We start from the raw sequence: 21,043 nt of genomic DNA on the forward strand, positions 1-21,043 counted from the left end.
GGCGCCGGGATCGGCTCCAGCCGCCGCCGCACCTGGCGGCGGGCCGAAGCCCTGCGCGGGCGGCGCCGCGGCGGGCGCGGGAGGCGCCTCCCACGGCGCCGTGGGCGCGTGTCGGTCTAACCCGCCGTCCCCGACGGTTCGGTCGGACGGCTCGGGACGTGCGTCGTTCGGTTCTTCCCCCACCACGGTTCCCCCTCGTGGGTCCATGCGCGGTGACACCCCACCGTCGCCTCAAGGCACCTACCCTTCACGGTCTCCTCACACGCGTCCACCGATCCTCGAACCGGTGACCAACCTGCGACGTACCCGCTGCCGCGTTTCGGACCGGACAGGGCCTAAAGTCGCGGGGTGCCGTACGACCACCGGAAGACCGTCCGCCGTACCCTCGCCCTCGCCCTCGCCGCGACGGGCTGCTGCGCCGCGCTCACGGGCTGCGGCGCCTCGCAGGCCTCGCCGCAGGAGGGCGGGAAGCAGCCGAGCCCGCCGTCCGCCTCCGACGGGGGGCCGACCCGCTCCCCGTCCGCCTCCGCCGGCGCCCCGTCCGCCGAGGCCGGTGGGACGGGCGGGTCGACCGGGAGCGTCGACGCGAGCGGGGCGAGCCCGGGCAGCAGGTCCCTCGCCGGGCGGACCGTGGTCATCGACCCGGGCCACAACCCCGGCAATTTCCGCCATTCGAAGGAAATCAACCAGAAGGTCGATATCGGCACCAACCACAAGGAGTGCGACACCACCGGCACCTCGACGAACGCCGGATACACCGAGGCCTCCTTCACCCTCGACGTCTCCCACCGGCTCCGGGACCTCCTCACCGCGCGCGGCGCGAAGGTGGTCCTCACCCACGACGCCGACCGCCCGTGGGGTCCGTGCATCGACGAGCGGGCCGGGATCGGCAACGCGGCCGCCGCCGACGCCGTGGTGTCCGTCCACGCGGACGGCTCCGCCGTCGGCAACCGCGGATTCCATGTGATCCTGCCCGCACGCGTGCGCGGTGGATCCGCCGACACCGCGGACATCGTGGGCCCCTCGCGCGAGCTGGGCGAGGGCATCGCCGACCACTTCGCCCGCACCACCGGAACGGAACCTTCCAACTACCTGGGTTCCGGTACGGGGTTGGACGTCCGCGACGATCTCGGCGGACTCAATCTCTCAACCGTCCCCAAGGTCTTCGTCGAATGCGGCAATATGCGTGATCCGAAGGACGCGCAGCTGCTCACGTCGGCGACGTGGCGGCAGAAGGCCGCCCAGGGGATCGCGGACGGCATCGCGACCTACCTCAAGGGGTAGAACCCGCGGGCGATAGATTCGCTCCGTACGATGGGGCAGCTCCGTGCCATCCCCCGTGCCATGACTTGAGCGCCACCCCGACGCGACGACCCGACGAAGGACTTCTTACGTGAATATCCGCTCCCTCACCCGAGGCGATGGCGTGCTGATCGGTGCAGCGGTGGTGCTGTTCATCGCCTCGTTCCTCGACATCACCGGCTGCGACAGCGCGCCGGCCATCTGCGACCAGGTACCCACCGTGAACTCCTGGGAGGTCTCGTACCTCGGCTGGGGCTCCTTCTTCCTCGGCATCGCCGGTGCGGCCCTGGTGGTCGTCTCCCGCGGCCTGCCGCAGCAGCGCAAGGTGGTCGGCCTGGAGCTCGGCCAGGTCGGTGCCGCGTTCACCATCGCCACCGCGTGGACCCTGCTGATGTGGATCTTCGAGGCGACGAACGCCGGCGCGGGCCTGATCCTCGGCCTGATCGCCTCCCTGGTCCTGGCCGGTGCCGCCGTGGCCGGTCCGCTGGTTCCCGCCCTCAAGGCCCCGCTGATGGGCGCGCCCAAGCCGCAGACCCCGCAGCCGTACGGCATGCAGCCCGGTCAGCCCGGCCAGCAGGGCGTCCCCGGCGGCTACGGCTACCCGGGCGCGCAGCAGCAGCACCCGCAGTACGGCGGACCGCAGGACCCCTCGCAGGGTGCGGGCCAGCCGTTCGGCGCGCAGGCGGCCGCCCCGCAGCCGCAGGCCCCGCAGCAGCCCGGACCGCAGGCCCAGGCCCCGCAGGGTCAGCCGGCCTCGGACTTCACGCCGTTCTGGTTCGCGGTTCCGGTCGCCCGCCCGCTGTACGCGGAGGACGGCTCGCAGGCGCCGATCGCCGAACTCGCCCCGGGTACCTGGTACCTGGCGGTCGAGCAGCGCGGTGCCGCGCTGGTCGCGCAGACGCAGGACGGCCGCCGCGGTGTCCTCCAGGACACCACGAGCATCCAGCGCGGCTGATCGACGAAGCCGCGCCGCACGATGGCACTTCGACGGCCCCTCGCCCGGAATCCCTTCCGGGCGGGGGGCCGTTGGCGTACAGTCCCCGCATCGCACTACCTGACGGAGCGTCAGAAAGGATGCGGGCATGCGCCTCGGACTCGCCCTCGGCTACTGGGGCCGCGGCCCCTCCCCCGCCCATCTCGACCTCGCCCGCGAGGCCGAGCGGCTCGGCTACGACTCCGTGTGGACGGCCGAGGCCTGGGGATCCGACGCCTTCACCGCACTCACCTGGATCGCGGCCCACACCAGCAGGATCCGGCTGGGCACCGCCGTCGCGCAGATGGCCGCCCGCGCCCCCACCACCACGGCGATGCACGCGCTCACCCTCGACCACCTCTCCGGCGGACGGGTGCTGCTCGGGCTCGGCCTGTCGGGCCCGCAGGTCGTCGAGGGCTGGTACGGACGCCCCTTCCCCCGCTCCCCGCTGACCGCGACCCGCGAGTACGTGGACGTGGTCCGCCAGGTCCTGCGCCGCGAGGCCCCGGTCCGCCTCGAAGGGCGCCACCACTCCCACCCGTACACCGGTCCCGACGGCACCGGCCTCGGCAAGGCGCTCAAGCCGATCACCCACCCGCTCCGGGCCGGACTCCCGATCCTCCTCGGCGCCGAGGGACCGAAGAACATCGCGCAGACCCTCACGATCGCCGACGGCTGGCTGCCGCTCTACTGGACCCCCGAGCGCTGGTCGGAGGTGTACGCGCTCCCCGAACGCCTCCCCGAGGGCTTCCTCGTCGCCCCCATGGTCCGCGCCCACCTCTGCGAGGACGTGACGGCCGGACTGCTGCCGGTCAAGGCGATGCTCGGCTTCTACATCGGCGGCATGGGCCACGCGGCCCGCAACTTCCACGCCGACCTGATGGGGCGGATGGGGTACGAGAAGGAGGCGAGGCGCGTCCAGGAGCTGTTCGCCGCCGGGCGGCGCGAGGAGGCCGTCCTGGCCGTACCGGACGCCTTCGCGGACGAGATCTCGCTCGTCGGCCCCCGAAAGCGGATCGCCGAACGGCTCGACGCCTGGCGGCGGGGCCCGGTGACGGACCTCCTCGTCACCTCACCGGACCCCGCCACACTCCGCCTGCTGGCGGAGCTCAACACCTAGGCCGTCTCTCCCGGAGTCACCCGCCGCCGAGCTGGGAGGCGCTGGGCACCTGCTCGACGACCTCGGCGCCGGCGCTCTTCCCCGCGTCCTTGACGCTGTTGATGATGCCCTCGAAGGCGCCGACGTCCGCGGCGCCCGCCTCGCCCTTGCGGAGCTTCGTCCCGAGGTCCTTGAGCGACTCGATCCCGGCCGCGAGCGGCACGACCGCCTTCGACAGCAGCGGATCGCCCTTGGCGTTGTTCAGCGCCGCCTTGAGCCGGTTGTACGTGAACGCGCCCGCGAGCCCCGCCTTCACCAGGGCCAGGGTCCGCCCGTCCGCGCCCTTCTGGAACCTGCCCGCGCGGTACGGCTTCACGATCCACTGGTACGTGGCGCCCGCGGCCAGCCCCGCGTTGGCCACGAACCGGGTCTTCGCCAGCTTCTGCTGCTCGAAGCTCGCCGAAGCCGTCGGGGTCGCGGCGCCGCTCGCGCTCTGCCCGTCGTCACCCCCGCAGGCGGCCGTGGTCATGAGCAGGGTGCAGGACAGCAAGAGCGCCACGACACCGCGCGAAAGACTTCTGGGCACGACAGGACCTCCCTGGGGCTTGTGGCGCCAGCCTCGCCCCGGCCCCGTACGCCCGCCAGCCGGGCGGCTCCGTACGGGTACGGCGCGGGCCCGCCCCGGGAGCCCTCGGGCCCGCAGCGGACCCTCGGGGGCCGGCCCCGCGGCCGGACCCCTCGCGCCCCGGCCCCGCGGCGGTCCTCAGGCCCCGCAGCAGTCCGGTTCGAGGCCCGTCGGGAGGCGCTCGCCGCCGAAGACGGCCACGGTCGCCTCGTCGCCGCCGAGGGCCGCCACCGCGAGCAGCAGGGAACCCGCCGTCCAGCTGGTCAGCTCCTCGGGCCACATGGCCTTGTCGCTCTCCGTCTCGCCCTCGAAGACGTACCCCGTCCAGTACATGCCGTTGCCGGCCCGCAGGTGCTGGATGTCCTGGAGGATCGTCAGGGCCCGGTCGGACTCCCCCATCACCCAGAGGGCGAGGGCGAGTTCACAGCTCTCTCCGCCGGTGACCCAGGGGTTGGGGATCACGCACCGCACACCGAGACCCGGCACGACGAACGTGTCCCAGTCCGCCTCGATACGGGTCTTCGCCTCGGGCCCGGTGATCGCGCCGCCGAGGACCGGGTAGTACCAGTCCATCGAGTAGCGGGCCTTGTCGAGGAAGCGCTCCGGGTGCCGGCGGATCGCGTGCCCGAGCGCTCCGGCCGCCAGCTCCCAGTCGGGCTGCGGCTCCTCGCGCTCCTCGGCGATGGCGAGGGCACAGCGGAGGGCCTGGTGGATCGAGGAGCTGCCGGTGAGCAGCGCGTCGTTCACCGGGGTGCCGTCGGCCTCGCGCTTCCAGCCGATCTCGCCGCCCGGCTGCTGGAGCCCGAGGACGAACTCGACGGCCGCGTAGACGACGGGCCACATCCGGTCGAGGAAGACGTCGTCGCCGGTCGCCAGATAGTGGTGCCAGACGCCGACGGCTATGTACGCGACGAAGTTGGACTCGAGGCTGCGGTCGGTGACCCGGTCGGGCTCGCCGTCGTGGTAGGCCGCGTACCAGGAGCCGTCACCGTTCTGGTGCCGGGCGAGCCACTCGTAGGCGCGGGCCGCGGCGGCGTGCTCACCGGCCGCGTCCAGGGCCATGGCGGCCTCGGTGTGGTCCCACGGGTCGAGGTGGTGGCCGCGGAACCAGGGCAGGGCGCCGTCCTCGCGCTGCACCGCGAGTATCCCGGCGACGGTCTCGGCGGCCTGCTCGGCGGTGAGTACACCGGGCAGCACGAGGTGCTCGGCGATCCGCTCGGGAGAGGTCACTGGGTGTCGGCCTTGGGCAGATGGGGCTTGGTCGCGTACGCCACGAAGCTCTTGCCGACGACCGGGTTGAGCAGCTGCTCGGCGACCCGGGTCAGGGCGGGCTTCTTCATGATGTCCCAGACCAGGAGCTTGTGGTACGCGCGGACCGGCAGCGCCTTGTCGTTGTCGACGCCGAAGGCGCACTTCAGCCACCAGTACGGCGAGTGCAGCGCGTGCGCGTGGTGGGTGCCGTACGGCTTGAGGCCGGCCTGGCGGATCTTGCCGAGGAGTTCGTCGGCCTTGTAGATGCGGATGTGGCCGCCCTCGACCTCGTGGTACGCGTCGGAGAGCGTCCAGCAGATCTTCTCGGGGCCGTAGCGGGGCACGGTGATCGCGATCCGGCCGCCCGGCTTGAGGACGCGGACCATCTCGGCGAGGACACCCTTGTCGTCCGGGATGTGCTCCATGACCTCGGAGATGATGACGACGTCGAAGGACTCGTCGGGGAAGGGCAGGTTGAGCGCGTCGCCCTCCATCGCGGTGGCGGTCGCGCCCGCGGGGGCCTCCCCGGCCTCCTTCATGGCCGCGAACCACTTGGCGACCTCGCGGATCTCCTCGGCGTTCTGGTCGAGCGCCACGACCTGGGCGCCCCGCCGGTAACACTCGAAGGCGTGCCGGCCCGCACCACAGCCCAGATCGAGCACACGGTCGCCGGGGGCGAGCGGGAAGCGGGTGAAGTCGACGGTCAGCACGAGATCCTGCTTTCGCGAGGGATGGAAGGTTGCGGGCAGGTACCGCCGCCCGGTGGTGGGCAGGCGTTCCGCGGGGCGACGGGGGTCCCCCCTGCCCGGGCGGAGCCGAGCACTCGGGGGAGGGTGGGCACAGCCCCACCGCCGGGCCGCACCCGGCGACGATGGCGAGGCGTCACCGGCGGGCTCCGGCTCCCTGACGGGCGACCGCCTCGCGATACAGCTCGGCCGTACCCTGCGCGGCGCGCGCCCAGGTGAACCGCTCCAGGACCCGCGCACGCCCGGCCGCACCGAGCCGGCCCCGCAGCTCGGCATCGGCCAGTACCCGACCCAGCGCCGCGGCCAGCGCCCCCGCGTCCCCCGGCGGCACCGCGAGACACGTCTCGCCGTCGGCCCCGGCGACCTCGGGAATCGCACCCCCGGTCGTGGCGACCAGCGCCGTCCCCGTGGCCATCGCCTCGGCGGCCGGCAGGGAGAACCCCTCGTACAGCGACGGCACGCAGGAGACCTGGGCGGAGCGCACGAGGTCGACGAGCTCGGCGTCGCTGATGCCCTTGACGAACTCGACGGCGCCGTCGAGGCCGTAGCGTTCGATGGCGGCGGCGACCGGTCCGTCCTCGGCGCGCTTGCCGACGACGACGAGGTGCGCGTCGGGGTTCTCGGTGCGGAGCTTGGCGAGCGCCTCGATCAGGTGGATGAGGCCCTTGAGGGGGACGTCGGCGCTGGAGGTGGTGACGATCCGGCCGGGGACCTCGGCGACGGACGGGTCGGGCGACCACAGGGCGGTGTCGGCGCCGATGTGGACGACGCGGATGCGGTCGTCGCGGACGCCGAGGTGGTCGACGATCTCCCGCCGGGAGGTCCCGGAGACGGTGAGCACGGACGGCAGCCGGCGGGCGACGCGCTTCTGCATGCGGGTGAAGGCGTACCAGCGGCGGACGGAGGCGCGGCGCTTCCAGTCGGCGGCGGCGTCGAGTTCGAGCTGCCGGTCGACGGTGATGGGGTGGTGGATCGTGGTGACGAGCGGGGCGCCGATGGCGCGCGGGCCGCCGAGGAGCCCGTACCCGAGGGTCTGGTTGTCGTGGACGACGTCGAAGTCCCCGCGCCGGGCGGCGAGCGTGCGCCGGGCCCGCAGGGAGAAGGTGAGCGGCTCGGGGAAGCCGCCGGTCCACATGGTGGCGACCTCGAGGGCGTCGATCCAGTCGCGGTACTCGTCGCGCTTCGGCGTCCGGAAGGGATCCGGCGAGCGGTAGAGGTCGAGGCTGGCGAGCTCGGTGAGCGTGAGCCCGGCCAGGTCCTCCCCCTCGTCGAGGACGGGGTACGGCTGGGAGCCGATGACCTCGACGCTGTGGCCGAGGCGGGCGAGTTCGCGGGAGAGGTGCCGGACGTAGACGCCCTGACCGCCGCAGAAGGGGTTTCCCTTGTACGTGAGGAGAGCGATCCGCAACGGACGGTCACCGGCTGCGGTGACGCCCTGTCGGGGGCTTGCCTCTATGGCCTCAGCGGTCATGCGCGACCCCCTTCGAGCGTGCGTTTCGCCGGAGCGTAACCGCTCGCGCTAATCTAGAACAAGTTACAGACTTGATCGTTCTTGATCTTCTGGCTTGAACTTCTTGATCCTTCAAGGAGGACAGAATCTACCGGCAGGTAGCTCCGTGGTGAGAGCCGGAACAGGTGATTCGCGCCACGGCGCCCGCACCGCCATACTGTCGCTCCCCACCGCACGGAACGGGACCTCATGACCGCAGACATCAGAGCGGACCACAGACCCGCGTCGCCGCCCCTCACGGAGCGCCAGGAGGCGCGGCGCCGCCGCATCCTGAACGCCAGCGCCCAGCTCGCGGCGCGGGGCGGCTTCGACGCCGTGCAGATGCGGGAGGTGGCCGAGGCGGCCGGGGTGGCACTGGGGACGCTGTACCGCTACTTCCCCTCCAAGATCCATCTGCTGGTCGCGACCATGCAGGACCAGCTCCAGCACATGCACACCACCCTGCGGAAGCGGCCGCCCGCGGGCGCCGACCCGGCGGAGCGGGTCGCGGAGACCCTGATGCGGGCCTTCCGCGCGCTCCAGCGCGAACCGCAGCTCGCCGACGCGATGGTGCGGGCACTGACCTTCGCGGACCGCGGGGTGAGCCCCGAGGTCGACACGGTCTCGCGGCTGACGACGGCGATCATCCTGGACGCGATGGGCACCGACCACCCGACCCCGCAGCAGCTCTCGGCGGTCCGGGTGATCGAGCACACCTGGCACTCGGCGCTGATCACCTGGCTGTCGGGGCGCGCCTCGATCGCACAGGTGAAGATCGACATCGAGACCGTCTGCCGGCTGATCGACCTGACGTCGCCGGAGGGTGCGACCCGTCGCTGACGGGACGCACCCGCACCCCCGGCGGCCGACGTGCCGGGGGCACGTGTGATGCCGGCCGGTCAGGACGAGGGCGTGGCCTTGTTGGCCGCCGCGAGCGCCGCCGCGCACTGCGGGCTGCTGTCGACGGCCACGAACATCACCAGCTTCAGCGGGCCGGCGGAGTGGTTGCTGGCCTGGAGCTGCCAGCCGCTCTTCTTCAGGGACTTGATGACCGAGCCGCCCTGCTCGGTCTTCCGCTCCTCGTTCCAGCCGCCCTTCGTCAGGGTCGCGACCGTGTCCGTGTAGGACTTCGCCGGGTCCTTCGCCTTCTCGGCGTCGGCCGTCCAGCTGACCATGCAGTCCTTGGCCTCGGCCGGGATCTGCTCGCCCGAGGCGTCCTGCGCGAAGCCGGCCCCGGTCGCCGCGGCGGTGAGCTCCTCGGTGACCGCGGCCCCGGTCAGCCGCTCGCCGCCCGAACCGCCGGAGCCACCCGCAGAGTCCGCACCGGCCGAGGACGAACCACCGGAGGACGAACCGCCCTTGTCCGCACCGCCGCCCTCGCTTCCGCAGCCGGCGACCAGCAGCACCACACCGGCGGCCGCGGCCACCCACGTCAGCTTGCGCACAACACTCCCGAATACGCATGCACGGCGGCCCCTTGCCCCCGTTTCCAGCGGCCTAGTTTTGCACGTGGAAACGGACGGCGTCCGCAAGGACACCTCCCGTCAGCCCTGTTCGGTGTCCTCCCCGAACAGGACCTTCTGCTCCTGCTCGGTGAACCGGTTCATGCACGCGGTCTCCGTCGCGTGCAGGGCGATCATCTCCATGCCCAGCCCCTGCTGCGCGCCGGTGTGCCGGGCGTACAGCACCCAGCCCCGCTTCCTGAGCGTGATCTGGAGCATGGTGCCGCCCTTCTCGTCGAGCTTCTCCACCTGGCGCTCGCCCTGGACCCAGTCCTCGCCGACGAGGGCGGCGACCGCCTTCTCGACGCCGGGGCGCGACCCGTCGACGGGAGGGCCGAGGTACTGCCACGAGGCGCTGCACGCGACGGCCCGCTCCTGCAGCCGCTCCCGCTCGGTGGACGGCGTGGGCGCCGGCGTGGAATCCGTGGGGGTCGGCCCGCCGATCCCCGGCAGGTCGGACTTCGGCAGACCCGCCTTCTCGACGGCGGCGACGATCTCGGCGTGCGCCGCCTCGCGGCCGAAGGCCGAGTCCCCTCCCCCGCTCCCGGTCCCGCACCCCGCCCCGAGGAGCACCACCGCCGCCGCTCCCGCGACCTTCGCCCACCGGCTGTCCCGACCCCGCATGCCTCTGCCCCGCTCCCTGCGCGTACGTACGTGTGCCGAGGGAGTCTCACACACGCGGTACGCGCAGGTCGCGGCGGTTCCGGCGGCGCGGGCGGGGCCACCGCGGGGCCACCGGCCCGGCTACTCCTCCGGCGGGAAGACCGGCTCCCCGCCGTCCGCGAGGGTGATCATGATGGCCTCCACCGGGCAGCCCTCCGCCGCCGCGAGCAGTCTCTCGCCCGCGTCCGACTCCGGTTCCCGCGCGTGGGACTGACGGGCGCTGTCGAGACGGAAGCCGTCCGGGGCGTGGTCGACGCACATGCCGGAGCCGATGCAGACGCTCCGGTCGACCTCGACGTTCCAGCGGTCCCCCATCACGCGCCGCCGTCGTAACCGGCCGGCAGGTGGATCATCTTGTGCTCCAGGTACTCGCCGAAGCCCTCGGGTCCGAACTCCCGCCCCAGACCGGAGTTCTTGTAGCCGCCGAAGGGGCCCAGCATGTCCAGGCTGAAGGTGTTGACGTTGAAGGTGCCGGTGCGCACGCCCCGGGCGAACTCGATGCCGTGCTCCACGTCCGCGGTCCAGACACTGCCGCTGAGCCCGAAGTCGGAGTCGTTGGCGAGCCGCAGGGCCTCGGCCTCGTCCCCGTACGGCAGGAGACAGATCACCGGGCCGAAGATCTCCTCGCGGGCGATCCGCATGGAGTTGTCGACCTCCCCGAACAGCGTCGGCTCGACGTACCAGCCGCGGTCGAGACCGGCCGGACGCCCGCCTCCGGCCAGGACCTTGGCACCCTCCTCCTGCCCGATCCGGATGTAGTCGAGGGAGCGCTGCTGCTGACGGCGGGCGACGAGCGGGCCGACCTGGGTGGCCGGATCGAGCGGGTCGCCGACGACGAGCGCGCCGGCCGCGGCGGCGAAGGCCTCGGCGGTCTCCTCGTAGCGGGCGCGGGGGACGAGGATCCGGGTCTGCGCCACACACGCCTGCCCGTTGTTCATCCAGGCGGCCGGCACGATCCCGGCGACGGCGGTCGCCGTATCGGCGTCGGGCAGGATCACGGCGGCCGACTTCCCGCCGAGTTCGAGGGTGACGCGGGTGAGGTTGCGGGAGGCGACCTCCATGACCCGCCGGCCGGCGGCGACCGAACCGGTGAAGGAGACCTTGTCGACCCCGGGGTGGCCGACGAGGTACTCGCTGACCTCACGGTCGGCGGGCAGGATGCTGAGCACCCCCTCGGGCAGCCCGGCCTCGGTGGCGATGTCGGCCAGGATGTACGAGTCGAGGGGCGACTCCGGCGACGGCTTGAGGACCACGGTGCAGCCGGCGAGCAGCGCGGGCCCCAGCTTGGCGGCGGCGGTGAACTGCGGCACGTTCCACGGAATGACGGCCGCGACCACCCCCACCGGTTCCCGCCGGACGAGCAGCGGCCCGAGAATCCCGCCGCGCCGCTCCTCGTACGTGAAGTCCCGGGCGACGGTGATCGCCGCGTCCCACACCATCATCGCGCCGAGCGCCTGGGCGAGGACGGACCAGGAGTACGGGGAGCCGTTCTGCGCGCTGATGGAGCGGGCGATCTCCTCGTGGCGGACGGCGATCGCGTCCTTGATACGGCTGACGACGACGATCCGCTCCTCCACCGACATCCGGGGCCAGGGCCCCTCGTCGAACGCCCGCCGGGCGGCGGCCACGGCCCGGTCGACATCGGCCCTGGAGGCGTGCGGGACGCGCCCGATGACCTCCTCGGTGTGCGGCGAGACGACATCGATGACCTCCTCACCGAGCGGGTCGGTCAACTCTCCGCCGATGAACAGCTTTCCGTGCTCCACAAGCTCGGTCATGACCGCCGCCTTCTGGAAGGGGATTTTCCTGACGATGTTTCAGAACTGATACCAGTTCTAGTTATGATGGGCAACGGTCGAGCACACTCCGTACCGCCGCGGAGGACTTCCGCGCCCTCGTGGACGTCTTCCGTACCGCCGTGGAGAGATGAGGATCCATGCAAGGACCCCTGCCCCAGGTGACCGAGCACGGCGGAGGCGTCTGGTCGCTCCGGGTGCCCATCCCCGACAACCCCCTCGGCCACACCCTGGTCCACGTCCTCGACACCGACCGCGGCCCGGTCCTCGTCGACACCGGATGGGACGACCCCGCCTCCTGGACCGAACTCACCGGTGGACTCGACGCGCTGGGACTCTCCGTGCGCGAGATCCACGGGGTCGTCATCACCCACCACCATCCCGACCACCACGGCCTCTCCGGCAGGGTCCGCGAGGAGTCCGGGGCCTGGATCGCCATGCACGCCGCCGACACAGCCGTCGTCCGCCGCACCCGCGAGGCCGACCCCGGCACCTGGCTCGAATACCTCGCCCGCAAGCTCGCCGCCGCCGGCGCCCCCGAGGACCACCTCGCCCCGCTGCGGGCCGCGCGCACCTCGGGCCGGATGCGTACCCTCCCCGGGCTGCGCTCCGCCCTCCCCGACCGGGAGATCGTCCCCGGTGAACTCCTCGACCTCGCCGGACGGCGGCTCCGGGCGATCTGGACCCCCGGCCACACCCCCGGCCACGTCTGCCTCCATCTGGAGGAGGAACACCCCTCCCGGCTGCCCGGCCACGGCCGGCTCTTCTCCGGTGACCATCTGCTGCCCGGAATCTCGCCGCACATCGGGCTGTACGAGGACCCCGACGATGCCATCGAGACCGACCCCCTCGGCGACTACCTCGACTCCCTCGAACGCATCGGCCGTCTCGGCGTCGCCGAGGTCCTCCCCGCCCACCAGCACGCCTTCACCGACTCCGCCGGGCGGGTCCGCGAACTCCTCGACCACCACGAGGACCGGCTCACCGGACTCCTCGGGCTCCTCGCCACCCCGCTCACCCCCTGGCAGCTCGCCGAGCGGATGGAGTGGAACCGCCCCTGGGAACAGATCCCCTACGGCTCCCGGAACATCGCCGTCAGCGAGGCCGAGGCCCATGTCCGCCGCCTGGTGAAGCTGGGGCGCGCGGAGGCGGTCCCCGGCACGGACCCGGTGGAGTTCGTGGCCGTCTGAGGCCGGGCCCGCGAAGTCCGGGGCCTCGGACGGCCGGCGAAGCGCGGGCCGAGGGCCTCCCCGGCCGCACGTGGGGCGGCCTCCGGCCCCGGTGTGAGGCGCCTCGCACCCACCGGGCGGAGGGCCTACGGGCCGGTAGACTGAGCCGGTCGTCATCATGCCCGTACGGGGGAAAGCCGGTGCGAATCCGGCGCTGACCCCGCAACCGTGAGCCGTTCCCCCGGGAACGGCGAGTCGGACTGCCCCGCCCGGGACGTGACCGCCGGCACCGTCGAGGAATACGGAGCCGAGCCTGGTGCCCTGAGGCGTGCCGGTGCCCGGCCGCAGGAGAGGGCCCCATGAACACCGTCCGCCGCGGCGCCGCCGCGCTCGCCGCCGCCACCGTCCTGCTCGGCACCGGAGCAGCCGGAGCGGCCACCGCCGCGCCCTCTCCGACGCCGTCGGCCGTCACGATCCCGCCCGGCCTGTACGGCACGAAGGACCCGACGTACGACGGTGTCTGGCGGCAGTCGCTCGCCTTCCTCGCCCAGCGCGCCACCGGCTACCAGCCCGCCGACCAGTCCGTGGACTGGCTGCTCGGCCAGCAGTGCGAGGACGGCTCGTTCGCCTCGTACCGCGCGGACGCCACGAAGCCCTGCGACGCGAAGACCATGCGGGACACCAACGCCACCGCCCTCGCCGTGCAGGCCCTCGGCTCGGTCCGCCGCCAGGCCACCGCCCCCGAGAAGATCGACAAGGCCGTCAAGGCGGGCTCCGACTGGCTGCGGGGCGTCCAGAACAAGGACGGCGGCTGGGGCTACAGCTCCGGCGGCGCCAGCGACGCCAACTCCACCTCGGTCGTCGTCGGCGCGCTCGCCGCGACGGGCGTGAAGCCCGGCTCGTTCACCTCCGCCGAGGGCCGTACGCCCTACGACGCGCTCCTCACCTTCGCGCTGCCCTGCTCGGACAAGGCCGGCGCGGGCGCCTTCGCGTACCAGCCGGACAAGACCGGGGCGCTCCTCGCGAACGCCGACGCCACCGCCGCGGCCACCCTCGCCGGGCTCGGCAAGAGCATCGTCGCCACCAAGGCCTCCCCCGAGCAGCCGCCGGCCTGCACCGACCTGTCGAAGCCGACGGTCGAGCGCGCCGCGCTCAACGGCGCGTCCTACCTCGCGAAGGCCCTCGCGAAGACCGGCCACCTGGTCCTGCCCCCGATGCCGGGCGCCACCGACACGACCGAGCAGCCCGACATCGGCAACACCGCCGACGCCGTCGTCGCGCTCGCCGCGTCCGGCGCCGCCAAGGAGGCGAAGCCCGCCCTGGACTGGCTGGAGAAGAACTCCGCCGCCTGGGCGAAGGAGAGCGGACCGGCCGCGTACGCGCAGCTGATCCTGGCCGCCCGCGCGACGGACACCGACCCGCGCGAGTTCGGCGCGGCGGACCTGGTCGAGCAGCTCAACGCCACCGGCCCCGCGCCCAAGACCCCCGACACCTCGGCCTCCTCCACGAGTGACGACGACGACTCGGGCTTCGACGTGTGGTGGATCATCGGCATCGGCATGGTGGTCGGCGTCGGCATCGGCTTCCTCGTGAGCGGCCGCAAGAAGTGACCGCGGCGGTGCGGAACGGCGCCCGGCTCGCGGGCGCCGCGGCCGGGGCGCTGCTCACCCTGACCGCCGTCGCGGCCGCCCCCGCGCAGGCCGCGGGCTACCGCTACTGGTCGTACTGGGAGAGCGACGGCGGAAAGCCCTGGGCGTACGCCACCCAGGGACCGGCGACCGCGCGCCCCGCGGAAGGCGACGCGATCGGCTTCCGCTTCGCGATCAGCAGCGGCACGGACGACACCTCGCTGCCCTCCGCCGCCCCCGACTTCGCGAAGATCTGCGGAGGCGTGGAGAAGAAGGACGGCACGAAGCGGGTCGCGGTCGTCGTCGACTTCGGCGGCCCGGCGGACGCGCCGCCCGGCGACACCCCGCCGGCGAAGCCGGTCCAGGTCGGCTGCGCACAGGTCCGCGAGGACGCGACGAGCGCGGAGGCGCTCGCCACGGTGGCGAAGCCGCTGCGGTACGACAGCGCGGCCATGCTGTGCGGGATCGCCGGCTACCCGGCGCGGGGCTGCGGCGAGCAGGTCGCGGAGAAGGTCCCGGCCTCGGCGGCGCCCACCGCGTCGGCTTCGGCCGGCGAGAACGGCGGGGGCCCGTCCCTGGGTGTGCTCGTCGGCGGGGCGGCCGTCCTGGCCCTGGGCGGTGCGGCGGTCTGGAAGGCCCGCCGTCGCGGATGAGCCCCGCATGACCCGTACCTCTTGTACGACGCGCACCAGCCGCACGAGGACCACCCCTTCCGCCCGAGCGGGCGTCGCGACTCGTGCGGCCGGTGCTGCTCGTGCGGCCGGTGCTGCTCGCGCGGCCCGCACGACTCGTGCGGCCCGTGCTGCTCGCGCTGTTCGTGCGCCCCGTACGCCCCGTACTCCCCGCACGGCCCGTTCGACGAGTCCCGCAGGATGCCGCTGATGCCACCCGCAGTTCTCCGTGCCCCGGAGGCGAGCCGGGCCAACGCCCTGCACGCCGGTGCCTGGTGGCTGTGGGCGCTCGGCCTGGCCGTCGCCGCCTCCCGCACCACCAACCCGCTCCTGCTCGGTCTGCTCGTCGGGGTGGCCGGATACGTCGTGGCGGCCCGCCGTACGGACGCGCCCTGGGCCCGTTCGTACGGCGCGTTCGTGAAGCTCGGCCTGTTCGTCGTCTTCCTGCGGGTCGTCTTCTCGCTGCTGCTCGGCTCCCCCATCCCCGGCACGCACGAACTGTTCACCCTGCCCGAGGTGCCGCTGCCCGACTGGGCGCAGGGGGTACGGATCGGGGGGCGGGTGACGGCCGAACAACTGGTGTTCGCGGTGTACGACGGCCTCAAGCTGGCGACCCTGCTGATCTGCGTCGGCGCGGCGAACGCGCTGGCCAACCCGGCACGCCTGCTCAAGTCGCTGCCGGGCGCGCTGTACGAGGCCGGGGTCGCCGTCGTGGTGGCGATGACCTTCGCGCCGAACATGGTCGCGGACGTGGTCCGGCTGCGGACCGCCCGACGCCTGCGCGGCCGCCCCACGGGCGGGGTGCGGGCGGTGCTCCAGATCGGCCTGCCCGTCCTGGAGGGCGCCCTCGAACGGTCGATCGCGGTCGCGGCCTCGATGGACGCCCGCGGGTACGGGCGGACGGCGCAGGTCCCGGCCGCCGTGCGGCGCACCACGAACCTGCTGACCCTGGGCGGTCTGCTCGGGATCTGCGCCGGTTCGTACGGGCTGCTCGCGGCGGAGGGCGCGGGGTACGGACTGCCGCTGCTCGGCGCCGGGCTCCTCGCCGCCATGGCCGGGCTGCGGCTCGGCGGGCGGCGGACCGTCCGCACCCGGTACCGGCCGGACCGGTGGGGGATCCGGTCCTGGCTGGTCGCGGGCTCCGGAGTGACGGTCGCGGTCCTCATGATCTGGGCGAACGCGTACGCGCCGGAGGCGCTGCATCCCGGGGTCGTCCCCCTGGAGATGCCGGAGCTCCCGCTGTGGCCGGCCCTGTCGATCCTGGTGGGCCTGGTGCCCGCGTTCGTGGCCCCCGTTCCCAAGGAGAACGCGTGATCCGCTTCGAGAACGTCTCGGTGACCTACGAGGGGGCCGACGAGCAGCACCAGCCCACGCTGCGCGAGGTGGACCTCACCGTCCCCGAGGGCGAGCTGGTGCTGCTGGTCGGCCCCTCGGGCGTCGGCAAGTCGACCCTCCTCGGCGCGGTCTCCGGCCTCGTCCCCCACTTCACGGGCGGCACCCTGACCGGCCGGGTCACGGTCGACGGCCGCGACACCCGCACCCATCCGCCGCGCGAGCTCGCCGACCTGGTGGGCACGGTCGGGCAGGATCCGTCCGCGCACTTCGTCACCGACACGGTCGAGGACGAGCTGGCGTACGGGATGGAGTCCCTGGGCCTGGCCCCGGGCGTCATGCGGCGCCGGGTCGAGGAGACCCTCGACCTGCTGGGCCTGGCGGAGCTCCGCGACCGTCCGATCGCCACGCTCTCCGGCGGCCAGCGCCAGCGCGTCGCGATCGGCTCCGTCCTGACCCCGCACCCGAAGGTCCTCGTCCTCGACGAGCCGACCTCGGCGCTGGACCCGTCGGCGGCGGAGGACGTCCTCGCGGTCCTCCAGCGGCTGGTCCACGACCTGGGGACGACGGTGCTGCTCGCGGAGCACCGCCTGGAGCGGGTGGTGCAGTACGCGGACCAGGTGCTGCTGCTGCCGGACGGGGTGATGGGTTCCCCCGCCGAGATCATGGCGATGTCGCCGGTGCATCCGCCGGTGGTGGGGCTGGGGAGGCTGGCGGGGTGGACCCCGCTGCCCCTTTCCGTGAGGGATGCGCGGCGGCGGGCGGGTGAGCTGAAGGCGCGGCTGGAGGGGCTGCTGCCCGGGGCGCCGGCGGGGCTTCTTCCCCACGCCGCCCCTTCCCGTCACCGGGGTTCTGCCCCGGACCCCGGCCCTCGCACGCCGGACGGGCTGCGTCCTCGCCCGGCGGGCCGGTTTTCCGCGCAGGCGGAGGATTCGGCCCCGCCGGCGATCGAGGTGCCGGGGTCCGGGGGCAGAGCCCCCGGATTCGGGAAGGGGCGGGGTGGGGGACTCGGCCTCTTCAAGCGGCGCCGCGTCGAGCCCGCACCCGCACCCACCCCCCTCGCCCTCGTCGACGCCCTCGGCGTCCGCCGTGGCCGCGTCGAAGCCCTCCGCCGCATCGACCTGACCGTCACCCCGGGCGAGACCATCGCCCTCATGGGCCGCAACGGCGCCGGCAAGTCCACTCTCCTCTCCACCCTCGTCGGCATGATCGCCCCGACCTCCGGCACCGTCCGGGTCGCGGGCCGCACCCCGCACACCACCCCTCCGCGCGAGCTGATCCGCCAGGTCGGCCTGGTCCCGCAGGAGCCGCGCGACCTGCTGTACGCGGACACCGTCGCCGCCGAATGCGCGGCGGCGGACGCGGACGCGGGTGCGGAGCCCGGAACCTGCCGGGCGCTGGTGTCCGAGCTGCTGCCGGGCGTGGCGGACGGCATTCATCCCCGGGACCTCTCCGAGGGGCAGCGGCTGGCGCTCGCGCTCGCCGTGGTCCTGACCGGCCGCCCGCCGCTGCTCCTGCTCGACGAGCCGACCCGCGGCCTGGACTACGCGGCGAAGGCCCGCCTGGTCGCCCATCTCCGGGCCCTCGCCGCGGACGGGCACGCGATCGTGCTCGCCACGCACGACGTGGAGCTGGCGGCGGAGCTGGCGCACCGGGTGGTGATCATCGCGGACGGCGAGGTGGTGGCCGACGGTCCGACGGCCGAGGTGGTCGTCTCCTCCCCCGCGTTCTCGCCGCAGGTGGCGAAGATCCTCGCGCCGCAGCCCTGGCTCACGGTCGAGCAGGTGGAGGAGGCGCTGTGAGGACGGTGAGCTCCCGCCCGGTCCGGCTGGGCCCGCGTTCCGTGACCGCGCTCGTCCTGGTCTCCCTGATCGGGTTGATCGCCTTCGGCTGGCCCCTCTTCGCGGACGCCGGCTCCGCCGTGACCTCGCACGCCGGGGACGCCCCGTGGCTGTTCGCCGCGCTGCTGCCGCTCCTGGTCGCGGTGGTCGTGGCGACCGTCGCCGACTGCGGGATGGACGCGAAGGCGGTGGCGATGCTGGGGGTGCTCGCCGCCGTGGGCGCGGCCCTGCGGCCGTTGGGGGCGGGGACGGCCGGTCTGGAGCCGATGTTCTTCCTGATGGTGCTGAGCGGCCGGGTCCTCGGGCCGGGCTTCGGTTTCGTGCTCGGTGCGGTGACGATGTTCGCGTCGGCCCTGCTCACGGGTGGTGTGGGGCCCTGGATGCCGTTCCAGATGCTGTCGATGGGCTGGTTCACGATGGGGGCCGGGCTGCTCCCGGGGCCGAACCGGCTGCGGGGCCGGGGTGAGCTGCTGATGCTCTCGGCGTACGGGTTCGTGGCGGCGTTCGCGTACGGCACGATCATGAATCTGCAGGGCTGGGTGCTGCTCCAGGGCCTGAGCAGTGGGATCTCGTTCCAGCCGGGCGCCCCTCTCGACGAGAACCTGGTCCGGTTCCTGGCCTATGTCACGGCCACCTCCCTCGGCTGGGACCTCGGGCGCGCGGTTCTCACCGTGGTTCTCACCCTCACCGTCGGCGGAACCCTCCTGAGGGCGTTGCGGCGGGCCACGCGACGGGCGAATTTCGAGGCCCAGGTCACATTCGAGGCCCCCGAGAAGCCCTCCGCGGGTGAGCCGCCCCACAGGACCTACGTCACGTACGAGCCGGAATAGTAGCCGGGCGGTACCCTCCCAAACCGCCCACAGCAGTGCATGACCTGCGGAAACCTCCCACACCCACCCCCCGGGACCTTCCTCTCGGGTCCGAACCTTCCTCGTACAGGGGGTCGTTGCGTCGGCGTTCGGGCCCTGGTTGTCTGGTGGACGTCGCCAGGCAGCCGGTGCTCACCACAGCGCCTCGGACGGCCGGTTCCCCCAGATTCCGGGTTCCCCGGGCTCTGGTTCCGGCTTGCCGAAATCGCCTGACGCAGCCCTTGTTCCCGAAGTTAGGTAGAGATCTTGATCCGCTCGATCACCACTCGTGTCGCCGCCCGCAAGAAGACCCTCGCCGGCACCGCAGCTGTCCTGCTCGCCGCCTCGGGTGCGGTCATCGGCACGACGGGCTCGGCTTCCGCCGCCAGCCCGCAGGAGCTTGCTCGTAAGATCGTGCCTGCCTCGCAGTACGCGTCGTTCAGCAAGATCGTCGAGCACGAGTCGCACTGGAACCACACCGCGACGAACTCCTCCAGCGGCGCCTACGGTCTCGTCCAGGCCCTCCCGGCCTCGAAGATGTCCTCGGCCGGTTCCGACTGGAAGACGAACCCCGCCACCCAGATCAAGTGGGGTCTCGACTACATGAACGAGCGCTACGGCTCCCCGAACGCCGCCTGGGCGTTCTGGCAGGCCAACGGCTGGTACTAAGAGTCACCGCCGCACCAGCGCACACCCGCAAGGCCCCGCCTCCCGTCAGGGAGGGCGGGGCCTGCGGCGTTTTGAGGGCGGGGCCTGCGGCGTTTTCCGGCCCGCCGGGCCCGGGCGGCGGCTCCCCTACAGGCGCTGAATGATGGTGCCGGTCGCCACGGCGCCGCCCGCACACATCGTGATGAGCGCGAACTCCTTGTCACTGCGTTCCAGTTCGTGCAGAGCGGTGGCGATCAGCCGGGCCCCGGTCGCCCCGACGGGGTGGCCGAGGGCGATGGCACCGCCGTTGACGTTGACCTTCTCCAGTCCGTCCAAGTCCCGCTCGAAGACCTGCGCCCAGCTCAGCACCACCGAGGCGAAGGCCTCGTTGATCTCGACGAGGTCGATGTCCCTGAGCGACATCCCGGCCTTGCCGAGGACGGCGCGCGTGGCGTCGATCGGTCCGTCGAGGTGGAAGTGCGGGTCGGCGCCGACCAGGGCCTGGGCGACGATCCGGGCTCGGGGCTTCAGCTTGAGGGCGCGGGCCATGCGCTTGGAGGCCCACATGATCGCGGCGGCGCCGTCGGAGATCTGGGAGGAGTTCCCGGCGGTGTGGACGGCGGTCGGCATCACGGGCTTGAGGCGGGCGAGGCCCTCCATGGTGGTGTCGCGCAGGCCCTCGTCCCGGTCGACGAGCCGCCACATGCCCTGCCCGGTGGCCTGCTCGTCCTCGGTGGTGGGGACCTGGACGGCGAAGGTCTCGCGCTTGAAGCGCTCCTCGGACCAGGCGTTCGCGGCCCGTTCCTGGGAGAGCAGGCCGAGGGAGTCGACGCGTTCGCGGGTGAGTCCGCGGTGGCGGGCGATGCGCTCGGCGGCCTCGAACTGGTTGGGGAGGTCGACGTTCCACTCGTCGGGGAACGGCTTTCCGGGGCCGTGCTTGGATCCGGAGCCGAGCGGAACGCGGGACATCGCCTCGACGCCGCAGCTGATCCCGATGTCGATGACGCCGGCCGCGACCATGTTGGCCACCATGTGACTGGCCTGCTGCGAGGAGCCGCACTGACAGTCGACGGTGGTGGCGGCCGTCTCGTAGGGGAGGCCCATGGTGAGCCAGGCGGTGCGCGCCGGGTTCATGGACTGTTCGCCGGCGTGGGTGACCGTGCCGCCGACGATCTGTTCGACGCAGTCGGCGTGGATGCCGGTGCGGCCGAGGAGTTCCCGGTAGGTCTCGCCCAGGAGGTAGGCGGGGTGGAGGTTGGCGAGCGCGCCTCCGCGCTTGCCGATGGGGGTGCGTACGGCTTCGACGATGACGGGTTCCGCGGCCATGAGCTCGTCCTCTCCTCGACCGGACGGGGCGTCCCGGCATCCCGTCGGTCGGCGTCACGGGGGAACTAGTACGCGTTCTAGTTCTGAGTGCAGTCTTATGACTGCTACCGCGGGTACGCAAGGGTCCGGGAGGC

At 73.0% G+C, this 21,043-nt stretch carries 20 protein-coding genes and 1 riboswitch; of the genes, 11 read left to right on the top strand and 9 right to left on the bottom strand.

The window, feature by feature from the left end; all coding sequences use genetic code 11:
* Positions 1–348 precede the first annotated feature (348 nt).
* From IE311_RS00005 to IE311_RS00015, 3 genes are all read left to right on the top strand, one after another.
* Entirely contained in the window at positions 349–1,284 is a 936-nt protein-coding gene (locus IE311_RS00005) for an N-acetylmuramoyl-L-alanine amidase (protein WP_189829393.1), read from the top strand.
* A gap of 109 nt (positions 1,285–1,393) precedes the next feature.
* Positions 1,394–2,257 (top strand): DUF5336 domain-containing protein, encoded by an 864-nt coding sequence (locus IE311_RS00010; protein WP_189829394.1) that lies wholly within the window; start codon positions 1,394–1,396, stop codon positions 2,255–2,257.
* Positions 2,258–2,384: 127 nt separating this feature from the next.
* On the top strand, positions 2,385–3,395 hold the full coding sequence (locus tag IE311_RS00015) for an LLM class F420-dependent oxidoreductase (RefSeq protein ID WP_189829395.1): 1,011 nt from the start codon (positions 2,385–2,387) through the stop codon (positions 3,393–3,395).
* A 16-nt stretch (positions 3,396–3,411) separates the two neighbouring features.
* On the opposite strand, the gene IE311_RS00020 is transcribed toward IE311_RS00015, so the two are convergent.
* The 4 genes from IE311_RS00020 to IE311_RS00035 form a co-directional block, all read right to left on the bottom strand.
* The gene (locus IE311_RS00020) at positions 3,412–3,960 is read right to left on the bottom strand and encodes a hypothetical protein (protein ID WP_189829396.1); all 549 of its coding nucleotides are present in this window, start codon (positions 3,958–3,960) and stop codon (positions 3,412–3,414) included.
* A gap of 177 nt (positions 3,961–4,137) precedes the next feature.
* Entirely contained in the window at positions 4,138–5,229 is a 1,092-nt protein-coding gene (locus IE311_RS00025) for a prenyltransferase (protein ID WP_189829397.1), read from the bottom strand.
* Positions 5,226–5,960, bottom strand: coding sequence for a class I SAM-dependent methyltransferase (locus IE311_RS00030; protein ID WP_189829398.1), 735 nt, complete (start codon positions 5,958–5,960; stop codon positions 5,226–5,228). The genes IE311_RS00025 and IE311_RS00030 overlap by 4 nt, the downstream gene beginning before the upstream one ends.
* Positions 5,961–6,132: 172 nt before the next feature.
* The gene (locus IE311_RS00035; RefSeq protein ID WP_189829399.1) at positions 6,133–7,467 is read right to left on the bottom strand and encodes a glycosyltransferase family 4 protein; all 1,335 of its coding nucleotides are present in this window, start codon (positions 7,465–7,467) and stop codon (positions 6,133–6,135) included.
* Between the two features lie 228 nt (positions 7,468–7,695).
* On the opposite strand from IE311_RS00035, the gene IE311_RS00040 reads away from it, so the two are divergent.
* Entirely contained in the window at positions 7,696–8,325 is a 630-nt protein-coding gene (locus IE311_RS00040) for a TetR family transcriptional regulator (RefSeq protein WP_189829400.1), read from the top strand.
* Positions 8,326–8,384: 59 nt separating this feature from the next.
* Here the strand turns inward: IE311_RS00040 and IE311_RS00045 are convergent, their stop codons facing one another.
* From IE311_RS00045 to IE311_RS00060, 4 genes are all read right to left on the bottom strand, one after another.
* On the bottom strand, positions 8,385–8,930 hold the full coding sequence (locus IE311_RS00045; protein WP_189829401.1) for a hypothetical protein: 546 nt from the start codon (positions 8,928–8,930) through the stop codon (positions 8,385–8,387).
* A gap of 99 nt (positions 8,931–9,029) precedes the next feature.
* Positions 9,030–9,611, bottom strand: coding sequence for a hypothetical protein (locus IE311_RS00050; protein ID WP_189829402.1), 582 nt, complete (start codon positions 9,609–9,611; stop codon positions 9,030–9,032).
* Between the two features lie 120 nt (positions 9,612–9,731).
* Positions 9,732–9,965 carry a ferredoxin gene (locus IE311_RS00055; protein ID WP_189829900.1) on the bottom strand — a complete coding sequence of 78 codons (234 nt, stop codon included), beginning with the start codon at positions 9,963–9,965 and terminating at the stop codon, positions 9,732–9,734.
* Positions 9,965–11,428 (bottom strand): aldehyde dehydrogenase, encoded by a 1,464-nt coding sequence (locus IE311_RS00060; protein WP_189829403.1) that lies wholly within the window; start codon positions 11,426–11,428, stop codon positions 9,965–9,967. Before IE311_RS00060 ends, IE311_RS00055 begins: the two co-directional genes overlap by 1 nt.
* A gap of 158 nt (positions 11,429–11,586) precedes the next feature.
* On the opposite strand from IE311_RS00060, the gene IE311_RS00065 reads away from it, so the two are divergent.
* The 7 genes from IE311_RS00065 to IE311_RS00095 all read left to right on the top strand — a co-directional run bounded on the left by IE311_RS00065 (position 11,587) and on the right by IE311_RS00095 (position 19,604).
* On the top strand, positions 11,587–12,636 hold the full coding sequence (locus tag IE311_RS00065) for an MBL fold metallo-hydrolase (RefSeq protein ID WP_189829404.1): 1,050 nt from the start codon (positions 11,587–11,589) through the stop codon (positions 12,634–12,636).
* 129 nt (positions 12,637–12,765) lie between these two features.
* Positions 12,766–12,917, top strand: a riboswitch (cobalamin riboswitch).
* Between the two features lie 57 nt (positions 12,918–12,974).
* Positions 12,975–14,225: a prenyltransferase/squalene oxidase repeat-containing protein gene (locus IE311_RS00070; RefSeq protein WP_189829405.1), complete on the top strand. Its 1,251-nt coding sequence runs from the start codon at positions 12,975–12,977 to the stop codon at positions 14,223–14,225.
* Between the two features lie 8 nt (positions 14,226–14,233).
* The gene (locus tag IE311_RS00075; RefSeq protein ID WP_229901641.1) at positions 14,234–14,896 is read left to right on the top strand and encodes an SCO2322 family protein; all 663 of its coding nucleotides are present in this window, start codon (positions 14,234–14,236) and stop codon (positions 14,894–14,896) included.
* A gap of 228 nt (positions 14,897–15,124) precedes the next feature.
* The gene (locus IE311_RS00080; RefSeq protein ID WP_229901642.1) at positions 15,125–16,228 is read left to right on the top strand and encodes an energy-coupling factor transporter transmembrane component T; all 1,104 of its coding nucleotides are present in this window, start codon (positions 15,125–15,127) and stop codon (positions 16,226–16,228) included.
* Positions 16,225–18,048, top strand: coding sequence for an ABC transporter ATP-binding protein (locus IE311_RS00085; protein WP_189829408.1), 1,824 nt, complete (start codon positions 16,225–16,227; stop codon positions 18,046–18,048). The genes IE311_RS00080 and IE311_RS00085 overlap by 4 nt, the downstream gene beginning before the upstream one ends.
* Positions 18,045–18,917: an ECF transporter S component gene (locus tag IE311_RS00090; protein ID WP_189829409.1), complete on the top strand. Its 873-nt coding sequence runs from the start codon at positions 18,045–18,047 to the stop codon at positions 18,915–18,917. Before IE311_RS00085 ends, IE311_RS00090 begins: the two co-directional genes overlap by 4 nt.
* Positions 18,918–19,202: 285 nt before the next feature.
* Positions 19,203–19,604, top strand: coding sequence for an aggregation-promoting factor C-terminal-like domain-containing protein (locus tag IE311_RS00095; protein ID WP_189829410.1), 402 nt, complete (start codon positions 19,203–19,205; stop codon positions 19,602–19,604).
* A 126-nt stretch (positions 19,605–19,730) separates the two neighbouring features.
* On the opposite strand, the gene IE311_RS00100 is transcribed toward IE311_RS00095, so the two are convergent.
* Positions 19,731–20,909 (bottom strand): steroid 3-ketoacyl-CoA thiolase, encoded by a 1,179-nt coding sequence (locus IE311_RS00100; protein WP_189829411.1) that lies wholly within the window; start codon positions 20,907–20,909, stop codon positions 19,731–19,733.
* Positions 20,910–21,043: the final 134 nt, after the last annotated feature.

This window comes from Streptomyces zaomyceticus (assembly GCF_014656215.1).
In the GTDB taxonomy this organism is placed as follows: Bacteria; Actinomycetota; Actinomycetes; order Streptomycetales; family Streptomycetaceae; genus Streptomyces; species Streptomyces zaomyceticus.